This window comes from Microbacterium terrae (assembly GCF_017831975.1).
In the GTDB taxonomy this organism is placed as follows: domain Bacteria; phylum Actinomycetota; class Actinomycetes; order Actinomycetales; family Microbacteriaceae; genus Microbacterium; species Microbacterium terrae.
This window is the reverse complement of the sequence record NZ_JAFDSS010000001.1, coordinates 2857919-2874673: the sequence shown is the minus strand read 5'-3', so window position 1 is coordinate 2874673 and position 16755 is coordinate 2857919. Positions and strand designations below refer to the sequence as shown.

The 16755-nt window shown below is 72.2% G+C and carries 9 protein-coding genes; all 9 read left to right on the top strand.

Features of this window, described 5'->3' with window-relative positions; all coding sequences use genetic code 11:
• Positions 1-11: 11 nt before the first annotated feature.
• From JOD63_RS13120 to JOD63_RS13080, 9 genes are read left to right on the top strand one after another with little or no spacing between them, the layout of a single operon-like run.
• Entirely contained in the window at positions 12-6095 is a 6084-nt protein-coding gene (locus JOD63_RS13120) for an Ig-like domain-containing protein (protein WP_045274471.1), read from the top strand.
• Positions 6096-6149: 54 nt separating this feature from the next.
• Positions 6150-7121 (top strand): AAA family ATPase, encoded by a 972-nt coding sequence (locus JOD63_RS13115; protein ID WP_045274470.1) that lies wholly within the window; start codon positions 6150-6152, stop codon positions 7119-7121.
• On the top strand, positions 7121-8380 hold the full coding sequence (locus tag JOD63_RS13110) for a DUF58 domain-containing protein (protein WP_045274469.1): 1260 nt from the start codon (positions 7121-7123) through the stop codon (positions 8378-8380). Before JOD63_RS13115 ends, JOD63_RS13110 begins: the two co-directional genes overlap by 1 nt.
• The gene (locus tag JOD63_RS18265) at positions 8377-10791 is read left to right on the top strand and encodes a transglutaminaseTgpA domain-containing protein (RefSeq protein ID WP_084613343.1); all 2415 of its coding nucleotides are present in this window, start codon (positions 8377-8379) and stop codon (positions 10789-10791) included. Before JOD63_RS13110 ends, JOD63_RS18265 begins: the two co-directional genes overlap by 4 nt.
• The gene (locus tag JOD63_RS13100) at positions 10788-12113 is read left to right on the top strand and encodes an RDD family protein (protein ID WP_211088115.1); all 1326 of its coding nucleotides are present in this window, start codon (positions 10788-10790) and stop codon (positions 12111-12113) included. Before JOD63_RS18265 ends, JOD63_RS13100 begins: the two co-directional genes overlap by 4 nt.
• Positions 12110-12949 (top strand): PP2C family protein-serine/threonine phosphatase, encoded by an 840-nt coding sequence (locus tag JOD63_RS13095; protein WP_045274989.1) that lies wholly within the window; start codon positions 12110-12112, stop codon positions 12947-12949. The genes JOD63_RS13100 and JOD63_RS13095 overlap by 4 nt, the downstream gene beginning before the upstream one ends.
• Positions 12949-14307: an FHA domain-containing protein gene (locus tag JOD63_RS13090; RefSeq protein ID WP_045274990.1), complete on the top strand. Its 1359-nt coding sequence runs from the start codon at positions 12949-12951 to the stop codon at positions 14305-14307. The genes JOD63_RS13095 and JOD63_RS13090 overlap by 1 nt, the downstream gene beginning before the upstream one ends.
• A complete protein-coding gene (locus JOD63_RS13085; protein WP_045274991.1) occupies positions 14304-16007 on the top strand; it encodes a serine/threonine-protein kinase in 1704 nt (567 codons plus the stop codon). Before JOD63_RS13090 ends, JOD63_RS13085 begins: the two co-directional genes overlap by 4 nt.
• Positions 16004-16735: a hypothetical protein gene (locus tag JOD63_RS13080; protein ID WP_045275040.1), complete on the top strand. Its 732-nt coding sequence runs from the start codon at positions 16004-16006 to the stop codon at positions 16733-16735. Before JOD63_RS13085 ends, JOD63_RS13080 begins: the two co-directional genes overlap by 4 nt.
• The last annotated feature ends 20 nt before the right edge of the window (positions 16736-16755 follow it).

The window sequence follows — 16755 nt, the reverse complement described above, 5'->3', positions numbered from 1 at the left end:
TTGCGTCCCCCATGAGGTCCTTTGCGTGGTTGCGTGCGCGCCGCAAGACGGTCGTGTCGTCCAGTGTCGTGACCGTGGCGGCGCTCGCCGTCACCACGATGGCGTTCGTCTACGACGGCAACCCGACGACCGAGGTCGACCTCAATGACGGCGGCGTGTGGGTGACGAAGCAGTCGAGCTTCCTCGTGGGCCATTTCAACCACGAGTCCGAGCTGCTCGACGGCGGCTTCCGCACGGTCTCGGAGCAATACGACATCCTGCAGGCGGGTGACCGGGTCGTGCTCGTCGATCCGGAGGAGTCGACCGCGACGACGGTCGACCCGGCGCTGGTGATCCTCTCCGACAGTGCCGAGATCCCGGCGAACTCCTCCGTCGCCCTCGGTGCCGAGACCATCTCCATCCTCGACGGCGACAAGGGGCGGCTCTGGGTCGTTCCGGCAGCGGGCCTCGGAGCATTCTCGCCTGCCGAGCAGGAGCCCCTCGCCGAGCTCGGCGCCGGTGCCGTCGCGACGGTCGGCCGTGACGGCACGGTCTACGCCGCCTCGGCGGCCGATCGCGAGCTCGTCACCGTCGAGGTCGACGCGCAGGGCGAGGCGAGCGAGCCGAAGCGCTCCTCCCTCGGGTCGATCCCCGAGAAGGCGGAGCTCCAGGTCACCGTGGTCGGCAACACCGCCGTCGTGCTCGACACCGCGTCGGGCACGCTGGTGTCCAGCGGCGGACTCGACACCACGATCGAGGGCGCCGAGGGCGCGCGCGTGCAGCAGCCGTCCGACGGATCGGATGCGGTCATCGTCGCCACACCGGCCGCACTGGTGAGCGTTCCGTTCGACGGCTCCGAGCCCGTGTCGACACCGGCCGACGGTGAAGGCACGCCGGCGGAGCCCGTGTCGCTCGGCGGCTGCGCGTACGGCGTGTGGTCGGGGTCGGCGACGTTCGTGCGCGACTGCATCGGCGATGCCGACGACCTCTCCCAGCAGGTGCCGGGTGCGGACTCCGCGGGTCAGATGCGCTTCCGTGTGAATCGTGACGTGATCGTGCTCAACGACATCATCGGCGGCAGCGCGTGGATGGCGGCGGAAGACCTGCGTCAGGTCGACAACTGGAACGACATCACTCCGCCCGAGGGCGACTCCGAGGAGAACGACGAGGAGACGACCGAGGAGACGGTCGAAACCACGCTCCCCGAGCGCACCGACGAGAACACCGTTCCCGTGGCGACCGACGACAAGCTCGGCGTGCGGCCGGGCCGCACCACCGTGCTGCCCGTGATCGACAACGACAGCGACCCCGACGGCGACGTGCTGGTCGCCTCCGTCGTCGGCGACGACCCGTCCCTCGGCGCGATCCAGCCGATCAACAACGGCGGCGCGCTGCAGATCGCCGTTCCGGAGGGCGCCATCGGCTCCGAGTCGTTCGAGTACGAGATCGACGACGGCCGCGGTGGCACCGATACCGCACGCGTGACGCTCACGGTGCGCGGCTGGGACGACAACGCCGCGCCGAAGCAGAGGCGCGTGACGCCGGTGACCGTCGAGACCGGCGGCACCGTCAGCTACAACGTGCTGCCGGACTGGATCGACCCCGACGGCGACGACGTGTTCCTCCAGGGCGTCATCGCGGAGCAGGGCGACGAGGCCGACTTCACGTCGGACGGACGCATCACCTACCGCGCGATCTCGGGCGCCGTCGGTCGCAAGGACGTGGTGATCATCGTCTCCGACGGCGAGAGCTTCACCGAGGGCGTCCTGCGCCTCGAGGTGCGCCCGGTCGGGTCGACCGTTCCGATCACCAACGCCGACCATGTCGTCGCCCGTGTCGGCGAGACCGTCACGGTGGCGCCGCTCACGAACGACACAGCATCGGGGAGCGAGTCGCTCCGCCTCGCCCGCGTCGAAGACGTGGAACGGACGACGATCGTCCCGGACTACCCGAACGAGACCTTCAGCTTCGTGTCGGACATCGAGGATGTCTACTACGTGCAGTACCAGGTCTCGGCAGGACCCAACGCCGTGACCGGGATCGTTCGCATCGACGTCGTGCCCGCAGAGGAGTCCGATCTCCCGCCGATCGCGGTGCGCGATGTCGCGCTGCTCCCGAGCGGCGGCGAGGTGCTGGTCAACGTCCTCTCCAACGACACAGACCCCGGCGGCGGCATCCTCGTCGTGCAGTCCGTGACCGTCGATCCCGCGTCGGGCGTCTCGGCCGCGGTGCTCAACCACGAGACCCTGCGCATCACCGACCACGCGGCGCTCGACGAGCAGGTGCGCATCACCTACCGCATCTCGAACGGCACCCAGACCGCCGACGGCGAGGTCGTCGTCATCCCCGTGCCGGCGCCCTCTCAGCTGCGCGCTCCGGTCGCCAACGACGACACCGCGATCGTCCGCGCGGGTGATGTGGTGACGATCCCGGTGCTCGCCAACGACTACCACCCCAACAACGACACGATCCATGTGGCGCCCGACCTGGTCGAGCCGCTGATCGAACCCGAGCAGGGCGAGATGTTCGTGTCGCAGGACACGATCCGCTTCCGCGCGAGCGACGAGCCGGGCACCGTCTACGCGACCTATGACGCGGTCGACACCACGGGTCAGTTCGACGCGGGCTTCGTGACCATTCAGGTGCTTCCGCTCGACCCCGAGACCAACACCGCACCGCGCCCGCGCGATCTGACCGCGCGCGTGCTGAGCGGTTCGACCGTCGACATCTCGGTGCCGCTCGACGGCATCGACGCCGACGGGGACTCCGTCGAGCTGATCGGCCTCGCCTCGGCGCCGTCCAAGGGCAGGATCACCGAGACCGGCCCCGACCATCTCACCTACGAGGCGTTCGGCGACTCGGTCGGCGTCGACGCGTTCACCTACCGGGTGCGCGACCGGCTCGGCAAGGAGGCGACGGGGTCGATCCGCGTCGGCATCGCCGGCGCCGAGGCGCTCAACCAGGCCCCGTACGCGGGCAAGGACTCGGTGGTCATGCGACCCGGTCGCGAAGTCGCCGTGCCTGTGCTCGAGAACGACTCCGACCCCGATGGTGACCAGATCGTGCTCCTGAGCGACTCGCTCGTGCTCCCCGACGTCGAGGGGTTGACGGCCGAGGTCGAGGGCAACCGCGTCGTCGTCACCTCGCCCGATCAGCCGGTCGAGACGTCGCTGCAGTACTCGATCCGCGACGAGCGCGGCGCCCGCGCCACCGCGGTGCTGCAGGTGAGCGTCGACGAGGACGTGCCGCTCAAGCGGCCCATCGCGCGCGATGACGCCGTCAGCGCCGTCGACATCGAGGGCGAGACGGTCGACGTCGAGGTGCTCGCCAACGACGAGGACCCCGACGGCACGCTCGCAGCGCTCACCGTCACGGTGCCCGGTGGCGAGGCCGACGTGCGCGGCGACGGCACCGTGCGGGTGACCATGGCCGACGAGAACCAGCTGATCATGTACACGATCACCGACATCGACGACCAGTCGACCTCGGCGTTCATCCGTGTGCCGGGTCTCGCGCACCTGCCGCCGACCCTCACGTCCACGGAGCCGGTCGAGGTCGTCAGCGGAGAGCCGACCGAGATCCCGCTCGCCGACCACGTGCGCGCCGCCGGTGGCGGCAAGGTGGTCATCACCGAGGTCGCGAAGGTCAGCGCGGCCCACTCCGATGGCGGGTCGCTCGTCAAGGACCAGACGACGCTCACGTACACGTCGGCCGCCGAGTACTTCGGCCAGGATGCCGTGACGTTCGAGGTGACCGACGGCACCGGGCCGGACGACCCCGAGGGCCGGAAGGCGACGCTGACGATCCCGATCACCGTCAAGCCCCCGGCGAACCAGCCGCCGACGTTCGTCAACGGTCAGATGACCGTCGCTCCCGGCGAGGAGGCGACCGGCATAGATCTGCTCGCCCTCACGAGCGACCCCGACCCCGAAGACCTCGAGTCGATGAACTACACGCTCGTCGGGCGGGCGCCCGACGGCCTCACGGCCGCAGTCGACGGCGACACGCTCATGGTGAGCGCCGACAGCGGCACCAAGAAGGGCACGTCCGCCACGCTGAAGGTGCGGGTGACCGACGGCGTCACCGACCCCATCGAGGGCAACGTCGTCGTCACCGTGACGGCATCGACCCGTCCGCTCCCGACGGCCAACGACGACATCATCGCCGAGGCGCACCAGGGCGACACGATCTCGGTCCCGGTGCTCGAGAACGACTTCAACCCGTTCCCCGGCGACGACCTGAAGATCCTCTCGGCCGAGATCGAGTCGGGTGACGGCGCGGTCGCGGTCGCGGGCACCCAGGTCGACGTCACGCCCGACTCGGCGTTCTTCGGCACCATGGTCGTGCGCTACCGCATCCAGGATGTGACCGAGGATGCCGACCGCGAGGTCGAGGGACGCATCCGGCTCACCGTGCAGGGGCGCCCCGATGCGCCGGGCAAGCCCACCGTGTCGAGCGCCCAGGACCGCACTGTCGTGCTCTCCTGGTCGACGCCCGCCGACAACGGCGCCGAGATCACCGGCTACACCGTCAGCTCGCCCGTCGGCGGGTTCTCGCAGCAGTGCCCGTCGACGACCTGCACCCTGACCGGCCTCACGAACAACACCGAGTACACCTTCACCGTCGTCGCGACCAACCGCGTCGCCGACTCCGACCCGTCGCTGCCGTCCGAGGTCGCGCGCCCGGACGCGCGCCCCGACACCCCGCAGCCGCCGACGCTCACCTTCGGCGACCGCAGCCTCGGCGTGACCTGGGTGACGCCGCCGACCCCGGGTTCCCCCGTCAAGACGTTCACCCTCGAGATCTCGCCGGCTCCACCGTCGGGCATCACGCAGAAGGCGGGCGTCACCGGGAACTTCCTCACCTGGGAGGGCCTCGAGAACGGTGTCGACTACCAGGTGCGCGTGCGCGCGCACAACCTCGCCATCGAGCCGTCGAGCTGGAGCGAGTACTCGCAGTCGATGATCCCTGCAGCGCCGCCGGCGGCGCCTGCGGCGCCCACAACGGCGCGCAACTCGCCGGTCGGGGCTCAGGCGCAGCTGCAGGTCAGCTGGGCAGCGCCCGAGGCCAACGGCGACGCGATCGACCAGTACGAGGTCTCGGTGCTGCGCGGCGGCAGTGTGGTCAACACCGTCGCCGTGCCAGGCGGAACCCTGACGCAGGCGATCACCGTCGACACGGACACGACGGACTACACGTTCTCCGTGCGAGCGCACAACAAGGCGGGCTGGGGCGAGCCCAGCGGCCAGTCGGCGCCGCGCCGTGCCTTCGTGGCGCCTGGTGCTCCGACCATCACCGCAGCGTCGCCCGGCAACAACCAGATCGCCGTCACCTACACCGCGGCGGCCGGCAACGGCGCGAACGCCGGGGAGATCCGTTACGAGTACTCCGTCAACGGCGGTGCCTGGCAGGGCAACTGGGGCGGCACGTCCAACACGATCACCAACGGGGTGCCCAACAACGGCACGTACAAGATCCGCGTGCGGGCGTACACCAGCCTCGACGGCGTGCGCTACGACGGCGACCCGTCGGCGGAATCTGGCGGCGTGCAGCCGTTCGGTCCGGTGAACACGCCGGGCCTGTCGGCCACGAACCTGGGCCAGTCGGTGCGGTTCAACTGGACCGTGCCGGCCGCCAACGGCAGGCCGATCGACCGGCTGCAGATCTCGCACAACGGCGGCGGCTGGCAGAACGTGGCGGCTTCGAACGGGTCGGCGACCTACGGCAACGGATACGACCAGACCCACAGCCTGCGAGTGCGGGCGGTCGACACGGAAGGTCAGGTGTCCGACGTCGCGAACGCGTCGCGCACCACCGACAGCCCGCCGCCGCCTCCGCCGGTGACGGCGACCACGGGGCGCGGCGCCGACTCGGGCAACTGCAACCCCGACGTCTGCTACTACCTCACGGTCACGGTGAGCGACAACTTCCCGTCCGGGCGCTATCAGGTCAACTGCCTCGAGAACGGCAAGCGCTTCGCCGGAGGCGCGACCTGGCAGATCACCGCAGGCAGGACGACGCAGCTGGGCTGCTGGCACGGCGGGTACAACCACGCGTACCAGCTCCAGGCCCAGATCGTCGGGTGGGGCACCGCCTCGGCGACGACCTGGCAGTAGCCGCGGCATCCGTCCTTCTCCACTTCATCTCACGAACGATCAGGAATCCACGACATGACGATGACTCCCGAACAGGCAGCCTGGTTCCAGGGAACCTTCGCCCGCCTCGTCGACAACGTCGACCAGGCCCTCATGGGCAAGCGCGACGTGGTCGCCCTCGTGATCTCGGCGATGCTCGCCGAGGGCCACGTGCTGCTCGAGGACGCGCCCGGCACCGGCAAGACGAGCCTCGCCAAGGCGATCGCCGCGACCGTGCAGGGCACGAGCAGCCGCATCCAGTTCACGCCCGACCTGCTCCCCTCCGACGTGACCGGCGTGACCATCTACGACCAGGCGCAGCACCGGTTCGAGTTCCACAAGGGACCCGTCTTCGCGTCGATCGTGCTCGCCGACGAGATCAACCGCGCGTCGCCCAAGACGCAGTCGGCGCTGCTCGAGGTGATGGAGGAGTCGCGGGTCACCGTCGACGGCACGCCGCACGAGGTGGGGCGTCCGTTCCTCGTGATCGCCACGCAGAACCCGATCGAGCAGGCGGGCACCTACAAGCTGCCCGAGGCGCAGCTCGACCGCTTCCTCGTGAAGACGTCGATCGGCTACCCCGACCTCGATGTCGCGGAGCGCATCCTCGCCGGCGCGGCCGACCGCAACCCGTCGGCGCACCTTCCGGCGATCATCACCACGGGCGCCGTCGCCGACATGGCCGACCTCGCCGCGACCGTCCACGTCGAGTCGGCCGTGCTGCGCTACGCCGCCCAGCTCGCCGAGGCCACGCGCAACGACCCCGCCACGCGCGTGGGCGTCTCGGTGCGCGGATCGCTCGCGATGATCCGCGTCGCCAAGGTGCTCGCTGCGGCGAACGGCCGCCACTTCGTGCTGCCCGACGACGTCAAGGCGCTCATCGGCCCCGTGTGGACGCACCGCCTCGTGCTCGACCCCGAGGCCGAGTTCTCGGGCATCACGCCCGAGACCGTCATCGCCCGCGTCCTGCAGTCCGTCGCCGCGCCGCAGGCCCGGTCCGCAGCCTGATGTCCGCCGATTCGCCCACCCTCGACGCTGCGTCCGCGCAGGGTCGCCCGGGTTGGGCGGAGGCGGCCGCGCCGTTCGTCGTCGCCACCTCCGCCGCCCTGCGCCGCGTCTTCGCCGTGTTCCGGCCCGCGGCATGGATCCTGCTCGCGGGCGCCGTCGTGCTGTGGATCGCCGGCCAGGTGCTCGGGTGGTGGGAGCTGACGATCGCGGCTGTTGTGCTGGCGGCGCTCCTCGCCCTGTGCGCGCTCTTCCTGATCGGGCGCACCGCGTACGACGTCTCGCTCGACCTGGGCCGCACCCGCGTCGTCGTGGGCGAGCGTGCCGTCGGAGCGATGACGCTGCGCAACCCGTCGCGCCGGGCGATCCTCGCCTCACGCGTCGTGCTGCCCGTCGGCGGCGGTCGCGGGGAGTTCGAGGTGTCGCGCCTCGCGCCCGACGCCGAGATCGAAGAGGTCTTCACGATCCCGACGACCAAGCGCACCGTGCTCGCCGTCGGACCGGTGAGCGTCGTGCGCGGCGATCCGCTGGGCCTGTTCGAGCGGGTGCATCGCCGTGACGACCCGGTCGACCTCTTCGTGCATCCGCGCACCGTCGCCTTCGACGGGCAGTCGCTCGGGTTCCTCCGCGACCTCGAGGGCATGTCGGCGCGCGACCTGTCGCCCGACGACGTCTCGTTCCACGCGCTGCGGGAATACCAGCCGGGCGACGATCTCCGCCACGTCCACTGGCGGTCCACCGCCCGCACCGGAACGATGATGGTGCGCCAGTTCGAAGAGACCCGCCGCTCGCACTTCGTGATCGCGCTGTCGTGCGCCACCAAGGAGTACCGCGACGACGACGAGTTCGAGCTCGCCGTGTCGATCGCCGGGTCGCTGGGCGTGCGCGCCGTTCGCGATTCACGGCAGGTCGAGGTGCACACCCAGGCTCGCCGCATCCCGGGCGACACCGCCAAGCGCCTCCTCGACGGCCTCGCCGCAATCGAGCCCACGCGGCCCGCGCAGGGCGGCGTGCTCGAGCTCGCCGGCATCGCGGGCACGTCGATGCCGCTCGCGAGCATCGCGATGCTCGTCACGGGTTCGCAGGTGGATGCCGCGACCCTCCGCGCCGCGTGCGCCCGGCTCCCGTTCGGGGCGCGCACGCTGGCCGTGGTGGCCGACACCACGGCGACTCCGTCGTTGCGCCGCGTCGGAGATGCCGACGTCGTCACCGTCGGTCAGCTCCAGCAGCTGCCCGCCGCACTCCGACGGGTGCTCTCGTGAACGGCGCGCAGATCCCGGTGCGCCGCTGGGTCATCGATCTCGTCGCGTGCGCAGTGCTGCTGCTCGTGCCGATCGTCGGGTTCTTCCCCACCTTCGGCTCCGCCGCCTATCTCCCCGCCGCGATCGGCGGCCTGCTCCTGGGCATGGGCGTGGCGGTCGTGTCGGCCTGGCGCGGCTTCGGCGTGCTGGTCGTCGCGGGGCTCACCCTCGCGGTGTACCTCGTCTTCGGCGGGCCGCTCGCGCTGCCCCAGACGACGCTGTTCGGGGTTGTCCCCACGGTCGACACGCTGGTCGGGCTGGTGCTCGGCGTCGTGACGTCGTGGAAGGAGCTGCTGACCACCGTCCCGCCGGTGCCGGCATCCGACGGCTACCTGATCGTGCCGTTCCTGCTCAGCCTCGTCGCCGCGGTGCTCACCGTCTCGCTCGCGCTCCGGCTGCGTCAGGCAGCCTGGGCGCTCGCGCCGGCCGCCGCGTTCCTCATGGTGCAGATCGCGCTGGGAACGAGCATCCCGGCCGCTCCGATCGTCGAGGGCGTCGTCTTCGCCGCGGCGGCAGCAGGCTGGCTGGCCGTGCGGCAGTCGATGGTCGCCGGCGCCGCGGTCGCGGCGGCAGGGTCGAGCACGCGCGGCGTCGGCCGCCGTGTGCTCGCCGGTGCCGGCGTCGTCGCCCTCGCCGTGGGCGTCGGCGTGGTCGCGAGCGGTTTCGCGGCGCCCGAGGCGCCGCGCTACGTGCTGCGCGACACCGTCATCCCGCCGTTCGACGTGCGCGACTATCCGAGCCCGCTCCAGGCCTACCGCGCCTATGTGCGCGACTCGGCCGACGACACGCTGTTCACCATGTCGGGAATGCCGAAGGATGCGCGCGTGCGCATCGCGGCGATGGACGCCTACTCGGGAACCGTGTACAACGTCTCCGACGGCGGCGGCTACGGCTCGTCGAGCGCCTTCACCCCGGTGCGCGGCGGCATGGCTCCCGACGCCCGGGGCGATGCTGCGGAGGTGCACGTCACCATCGGCGAGTACGACGCTGTCTGGATGCCGCAGCTGGGTGCTGTCGAACAGGTGACGTTCGCCGGCGATCGCGCCGACGACATGCGCCGCGAGTCGTTCTACAACGCGGCGAGCGGCACCGGGATCGTCATCGGCGGCCTCGCCGCGGGCGACGAGTACGACCTCGACGTCGTCGTTCCGGAGGTGCCCGACGACAAGGCGCTCGCCGGCGTCGACTTCGCGAACGTGAAGCTGCCCACCCAGGAGGGCGTGCCCGACGACTTCGCGGCGATCGCGTCGGACGTGACCGCGGATGCCGAGACGTCGGTCGAGCGAGTGCGCGCCCTGCAGGAGATGCTCTCCACGAAGGGCTTCTTCAGCCACGGTCTGCAGGGTGAGGTCGTCTCCCGCGCCGGGCACACTGCCGAGCGCATCACGACCCTGCTCGGGGCCGAGCAGATGGTCGGCGACGATGAGCAGTACGCTGTCGCGATGGCACTGCTGGCGCGCGAGGTCGACATCCCCGCGCGCGTGGTCATGGGCTTCTACCCGGCCGAGGACGAGGCCACCGGCACGCTGTTCGAGGCGACCGGCGACGACCTGCACGCGTGGGTCGAGGTCGCGTTCGAGGGATACGGCTGGGTGCCGTTCGACCCGACGCCGCCCGAAGACCAGCAGCCGAGCGATGTCACCACGAAGCCCCGCTCCGAGCCGAAGCCGCAGGTGCTCCAGCCGCCGCCGCCCCTCGAAGAGCCCGCCGACCTGCCGCCGACCGTCCCCGACGACCGGGGTGCGGAGGACGAGGACGAGGTCGGCAGCACGCCGTGGGGTCTCATCGCGGGCGTCGCCGGTGTCAGCATCCTCGTCGTCGCCCTCCTGCTCGCGCCGTTCATCGTCATCGGCGCGCTGAAGGCCTCGCGCCGTCGCCGCCGCCGCGAGGCCGAGCGTCCGAGCGACCGCATCAGCGGCGGCTGGGACGAGCTGGTCGACCGCGCGGCGGACTACGGCGCGGCCGTGAGCGTCGGGGGCACCCGCACCGAGGACGCCGACGCGCTCACCAGCCGATTCGCCGAGCCGCGGGTCACGACGCTCGCCGCACGCGCGGATGTCGACGTGTTCGGGCCGGCAGACCCGACTCCCGCCGACATCGACGAGTTCTGGCGTCAGGTCGACGAGATCGTCGGCGGAATCGGGCGCAGTCATTCGGTGTGGCGACGGATGCGCGCGCGCCTGAGTCTGCGCTCGCTGCTGGCCGGCACGCGTTTCGCGCTTGCCGTCCGCACGCAGCGCTCCGCCCCCGCGGCGCCCGCCCCCGAAGCATCCGCCCCGGCCGACCCGACGGCCGACACGGGCACGCGGCAGAACCGCCGCACGTCACGACGCGCCGAGGAGCGCGCCGCGCCACCGCAGGAGACTCCATGACCGCACCCCTTCCGTCCGGCGTGCAGCCGGCGGCGATCAGCCGACGCGTCGGCGCCTATGCGATCGACCTCGCCATCGCGGGAGCCATCGCCGTGGTGCTGCTCGTCATCACGTCGATCGCCTTCGGGGGTGCGGCCGCCGATCCCACGGCCGGTGTGGCGGCGGCGGCAGCGGGCGCGCTGCTGAGTGTGCTGCTGTTCGGTCTCGTGATGATCGTGTGGTGGTGGGGCGTCTACACGTGGATGCAGGCGGGTCGTGGTTCGATCGGCCAGCGTCTGCTCGGCCTGCGGCTGGCCGACGCGGAGACCGGCGCGCCGATCGGCTTCGGCAGGGCGCTGCTGCGCAACCTCGTGTGGGGGCTCGCGGGGTCGATCGTGATCGGCTACTTCACGCCGCTGCTCGATGCGAGCAGCCGCCACCAGGGCTGGCACGACTCGGCGACGCGGAGCATGGTGGTCGACGTCCGCGGTGCGGCGGCGACGACCGCCGGGCAGGCGTTCGCTCCGGCGGCGCAGCTGTCGAGCGACTTCGGCGCGCCGGTGCAGCGCACGGCGCCCGTCGAGATGTCGTGGCCCTCGGACTTCCCGATCCCGGCGCAGGAGTTCGGCGTCGCCCGGCGAGGTGCTGCTGCACCGCAGCCGCCCGCGCCCTCGCAGCCCGCGCCGCCGCAGCCCTCGGTCGCCGCTGCCGCCTTCCCGCCCCCGCCGGCCTCCTTCGCCCCGGCCCCGCCGGTCGCACCGGTGTCGCCGGCCGCACCCGCGGCTGCCGCGCCCGCGGCGGCCGGGATGATCTCGCACGTCCCGGGGTTCAGCTCGTCATCGCCCGCACCTGCGGCAGCCGCGCCGGCCCCCGCCCCCGCCGCCGCCTCGACCCCGACTCCGGCGCCCACCTCCGCGTTCGCGCCGCCGGTGGCAGAGGAGCCCGACGACATCGACGCGACGCGGGCAGCGGCATCGGTCGCTCCGCCGGCGCAGCGTGCGGCGATGTACCCCGAGGCTCCGGTCATCGTGGTGCTCACCTGGGACGACGGATCGCGCATGGCGGTCTACGGGCGCACCCTCTACGGCCGCAACCCGTCGCCCGAGCCCGGGGCCGTCACCGTGACGGTGCGCGACGAGACGCTCTCGCTGTCGAAGACGCACTTCGAGATCGGCGGCGACGCCTCCGGCGCCTGGGTGCTCGATCGGCATTCGACGAACGGCACCGTGCTCGTGCGCGACGGCATCCGCAACCCCCTCACCCCGGGGCAGGCGACGCCGCTGCGTGCCGGCGACCGCCTCGAGTGCGGCGACAGGTTCGCGTCGATCGGGGGCGGTTCGTGAGCGAGGCGCCTCTCGGCGTCGCCGTCGGCGCAGCGACCGACACCGGGCTGCGCCGCAAGATCAACGAGGACTCGTACGTCGCCGAGGCGCCGCTGTTCCTGGTGGCAGACGGCATGGGCGGCCACCACGCCGGCGAGATCGCCAGCGCCACCGTGATCGACGAGTTCTCGTCGCTGGTGGGTCGGCCGAGCCTCGACATCGACACCGTCCACGGGGCGGTGCTCCGCGCGCGGGCCCGCGTCGAGGCGCTCCCGCCGGGCGCCGGCGCCGGCGCCGGGACGACCCTCGCCGGCGTGGTGGTGGCCGACGTCGGCGGCGAGGGCTACTGGCTCGTGATCAACCTCGGAGACTCGCGCACCTACCGCCTCAGCGGGGGCGAGCTCGAGCAGGTGAGTGTCGACCACTCGGTGGTGCAGGAGCTCGTCGACAGCGGGCAGCTCGACGCCGCGGCAGCCGGCCGCGACTCGCGCCGCAACGTCATTACGCGGGCGATCGGCGGCGGGAGCGACGCCGAGCCCGACTACTGGCTTCTCCCCGCGGAGCGCGGCGATCGCCTGCTGATCTGCTCCGACGGACTGTCGAGCGAGCTCGACAGTCCGGCGATCCATGCGATCGTGACCGCGGAGTCCGACCCGGGCTCCGCAGCGCGCCGCCTCGTCCACGAGGCCATGGTGTGCGGGGGCCGCGACAACATCACCGCCATCGTCGTCGACGCCGTCTGGGTGCGCACGAAATCCGACGACGGCTCGGATCATGACACGATGCCTGTGGGGGGCGTCGTCGATACCGCCGACGGCGACACCCTTCCGCGGGCCGTCGCGGCGGGAGGATTCTGATGTCGATGCGATACGTGCCGGGGGGCGCCGTGGTCGCGGTGACCGCTCACGGGTTCGCCGTGTTCGAGGCGCAGGTGCAGGCCGAGGTCGTCGCCCGGGTGCACGCGCTGCTGGCCGCCGGGCGAGGGCTCGCGGGAGTGCTCGAAGCCCTCACCGCGGCCTACGGCGCCTCGCTGACCGAGCTTCCGCCGTTCGCCGTCGCGCTGTCCGACGGCGCGGGCGCCCGCCTCGCGGTGCGGGGCGATCTGCCGCTGCACGTCGACGCCGCGGTGGCCGAGACCGTCACCGGCGCGGGCGTCATGACCTGGAGCGAGCGCAGCATCGCCGCAGTCGACGGTGTCACCTTCGGAGCGGAGGGGACGGATGCGGCGTCCGCACTGCCCATCGCCGACGGCGTCGTGCTCGCGGACTGGGTACAGTGGCGCGCCACCGCCGCTCCTGCCGTGGCTCCCGCCCCGTCAGCGGTCGCCGAGCCCGTCGAGGCGCCCCCTGCGGACCTGCCCCCGGTCGTCGAGCCCGTCGAGGTGCCCGTCGCGCCCGTCGCAGAGCCAGTCGAGGTGCCCGTCGCGCCCGTCGCCGCCCTGCCCCCGGTCGCCGAGCCCGTCGAGGTGCCCGCGCCGACGCCGCAGCGCCTCACGACCGACCCGATCCCCGTCGACGACGCGTCCGACCTCGTCGACTACACCGTGCCCTCCGTGCGCCGCCGTCCTGACGAGCGGGAGGCGTTCGACGCCGACGATGCGGGCGTCGACGAGGCGACGCTGATCCCGGTCGACGACGACACCACCGGCATCGGCGCGGCCCCGGGCTTCGACGAGCAGTGGGAGGCCACGGTCATCCGCGACGCCGACGCGCCGGCGACCGGTGCCGTCACCGCGGTCGAGGCCGACGGCTACGGCGACCACGACGGACACACGGTGTCGGTGGCCCAGATCCGCGCGATGCGCGCGGCGCCCGACGCCTCCGCACCCTCGCCGGTCGACTCGATGCCGCCGCTCGCGGCACCCCGGCGGCCCGCGCCCGGGCGCCTTCGCGTATCGACCGGGCAGGTGGTCACCCTCGACCGCACCGTGGTGGTCGGGCGGCGCCCGCGATCGACGCGGGTGTCGGGCACCGACCTGCCGCACCTCGTCGCGGTCGACAGCCCGCAGCAGGACATCTCGCGGAGCCACCTCGAACTGCGCGTCGAGGGCGACAGCATCGTGGCCACCGACCTGCGCACCACCAACGGCACCACCCTGCACCGACCCGGATCCGACCCGGTGCGCCTGCACCCGGGGGAGGGCACCGTCGTCGTCGCGGGCGATCTGCTCGATCTCGGCGACGGCATCACGGTGACCGTGGAGGAGATGGCGTGAGCGGCAAACGCGCGCCGATGGCGCCACCCGACCTTCCGGGCTTCACCTTCGTCGAGGTGCTCGGATCGGGCGGCTTCGCCGACGTCTACCTGTACGAGCAGCAGCTCCCCAAGCGTCGCGTCGCGGTGAAGGTGCTGCTCACCGAGCGCATGTCGTCGGGATCGGTCGAGGAGTTCACCGCCGAGGCCAACGTCATGGCCATGCTCTCCACGCATCCGGCCATCGTCACGATCTATCAGGCGGGCGTCGCGCGCGACGGACGCCCGTACCTCGTGATGGAGTACTGCCCGCGGCCCAACCTGCAGGTGCGCTACCGACGCGAGCCGTTCGGCGTGGCCGAGTCGCTGCGGGTCGGCGTGCAGGTGGCCGCCGCCGTCGAGACCGCGCACCGCGCGGGCGTGCTCCACCGCGACATCAAGCCCGCCAACATCCTCGTCACCGAGTACAACCGCCCCGCGCTGACCGACTTCGGCATCGCGTCGACGTCTACGGTCGCGGCGGAATCCGCGGGGCTGTCGATCCCGTGGTCGCCGCCGGAGTCGTTCGCCGATGTGCCGCGCAGCGACCCGCGCTCCGACGTGTACGCGCTCGGAGCCACCGTGTACACGCTGCTCGCAGCGCGGTCGCCGTTCGAGCTGCCGGGGCAGCGCAACACCGCCGCCGACCTCATCCAGCGCATCGAGACGGCGCCGCTGTCGCCGCTCGGCCGTGCCGACGTGCCGCCCTCGCTCGAGCAGGTGCTCGCCCGGGCGATGTCCAAGAACCCGGCCGACCGGTACGAGAGCGCGATCGCCTTCGCCCGTTCACTGCAGAAGGTGCAGATCGAGCTGTCGCATTCGGTGACGGCGATCGACATCCTCGACGACCACGTGCCCGACGACGTCGTGGAAGACGACGACGACGGTCTCACGCGGGTGCGCGGCGTGGTGAGCATCAACCCGATGACGACGCCCGCCGCCGGCGCGACGCGTCCGTCGGCGATCACCTCGCCGAAGTCCGCCCCGGTCGCGGTGCCGCCGTTCTCCTACGCAGACGACGTCGATTCGACGGTGCTCCGGCCGGCGGCGGCCCCGGCAGCGGCGGCGGCGCCGCCGCCGGCGGCATCCGTCACCGCTCCGCCTGCCTGGGGTGACACCACCGACGCGACGGTGCTGCGCGCGCCGGCGCCGGCCGCCCCGCAGGCGCCGGACTGGCCCACCCACTCCGCCACCGCGCCGCTCGCCCACGACCACACCACCCAGCCGCTCGGCGGCACCGAGGCGCCCCCGCCGCCGCCCAAGCGCTCGCGCGTGGGGCTGTGGGTGGGCATCGCCGCCGGTGTCGTGGTGCTGTGCGGTGTCGCCGTCGGAGCGTCGCTCCTCGCCCAGACGGGTGCCGGCACTCCTGAGTCGACACCGACGGCGGCCCAGGGGTCGGAGCCGCAGGATCCGATCGCGGTCGCCGCACCCGAGCCGGAGGACGTGACCGGAACCGTGGTCGACGACGGAGTGCGCTTCACCTGGACCAACCCCGACCCGCAGGAGGGCGACTACTACCTCTACGGCGTGGTGACCCGAGCCGATGCCGAGCCGACGTTCGAAGACACCCTCGACACCGAGGTGACCGTGCCCGCCGACGACTCGGGCACGACGTGCATCGACGTCATGCTCGTGCGCGCGAAGGGCGCCAATTCCGACGCGGTCAGGGAGTGCGCCCCGTGAGCGCCGCCGTCGCCGACGCGCTGACCGTCGAGTTCGCGGGCGAGAGCTTCGCGGTCGCGCCCGACGGCGCGTTCACGGTCGGGCGCGAAGGCGATCTCGCCATTGACGACAACCTGTTCCTGCACCGGCAGTTCCTGCGCATCGACAACCATGACGGGCTGTGGCTGCTGTCGAACGTGGGCGCGCGTCTGTCGGCGACGGTGACGGATGCCGGCGGCCGGGTGCAGGCCTGGCTCGCACCGGGCGCGCGCCTGCCGCTCGTGTTCGAGGCGACCTCGGTGATCTTCAGCGCCGGGCCGACGACGTACGAGCTCACGATCCACATGGCCGAGCCCGCGTTCCGCGAGACCGCGGCCGGTCCCGGCGACGACGACGGGCTCAGCACCATCGGCGACGTGCCGCTCACGCACAGCCAGCGCGTCATGATCCTGGCCCTCGCCGAGCCGGTGCTGCGGCGCGAGGGCACCGGCATGAGCGAGCTGCCGACATCGGCGCAGGCCGCCCAGCGTCTGGGGTGGACGCTCACCCGCTTCAACCGCAAGCTCGACAACGTGTGCGACAAACTCGACCGCATGGGCGTGCAGGGGCTGCGCGGCGGGGTGCGCTCCTACGCGACGAACCGGCGCGTGCGTCTGGTCGAGCACGCGATGGCAGCGCGCCTGGTCACACGCGACGATCTTCCGCTGCTCGATCTCGAGCGCGACAACACCGCCGCAGACGACGACTGATCGCTCGGATGCCGGCCCGG

Excerpts from the sequence above, each read along its gene's own strand:
- JOD63_RS13120 (WP_045274471.1), top strand. The coding sequence starts at position 12 with ATGAGGTCCTTTGCGTGGTTGCGTGCGCGCCGCAAGACGGTCGTGTCG.
- JOD63_RS13115 (WP_045274470.1), top strand. The coding sequence starts at position 6,150 with ATGACGATGACTCCCGAACAGGCAGCCTGGTTCCAGGGAACCTTCGCC.
- JOD63_RS13110 (WP_045274469.1), top strand. The coding sequence starts at position 7,121 with ATGTCCGCCGATTCGCCCACCCTCGACGCTGCGTCCGCGCAGGGTCGC.
- JOD63_RS13100 (WP_211088115.1), top strand. The coding sequence starts at position 10,788 with ATGACCGCACCCCTTCCGTCCGGCGTGCAGCCGGCGGCGATCAGCCGA.
- JOD63_RS13090 (WP_045274990.1), top strand. The coding sequence starts at position 12,949 with ATGTCGATGCGATACGTGCCGGGGGGCGCCGTGGTCGCGGTGACCGCT.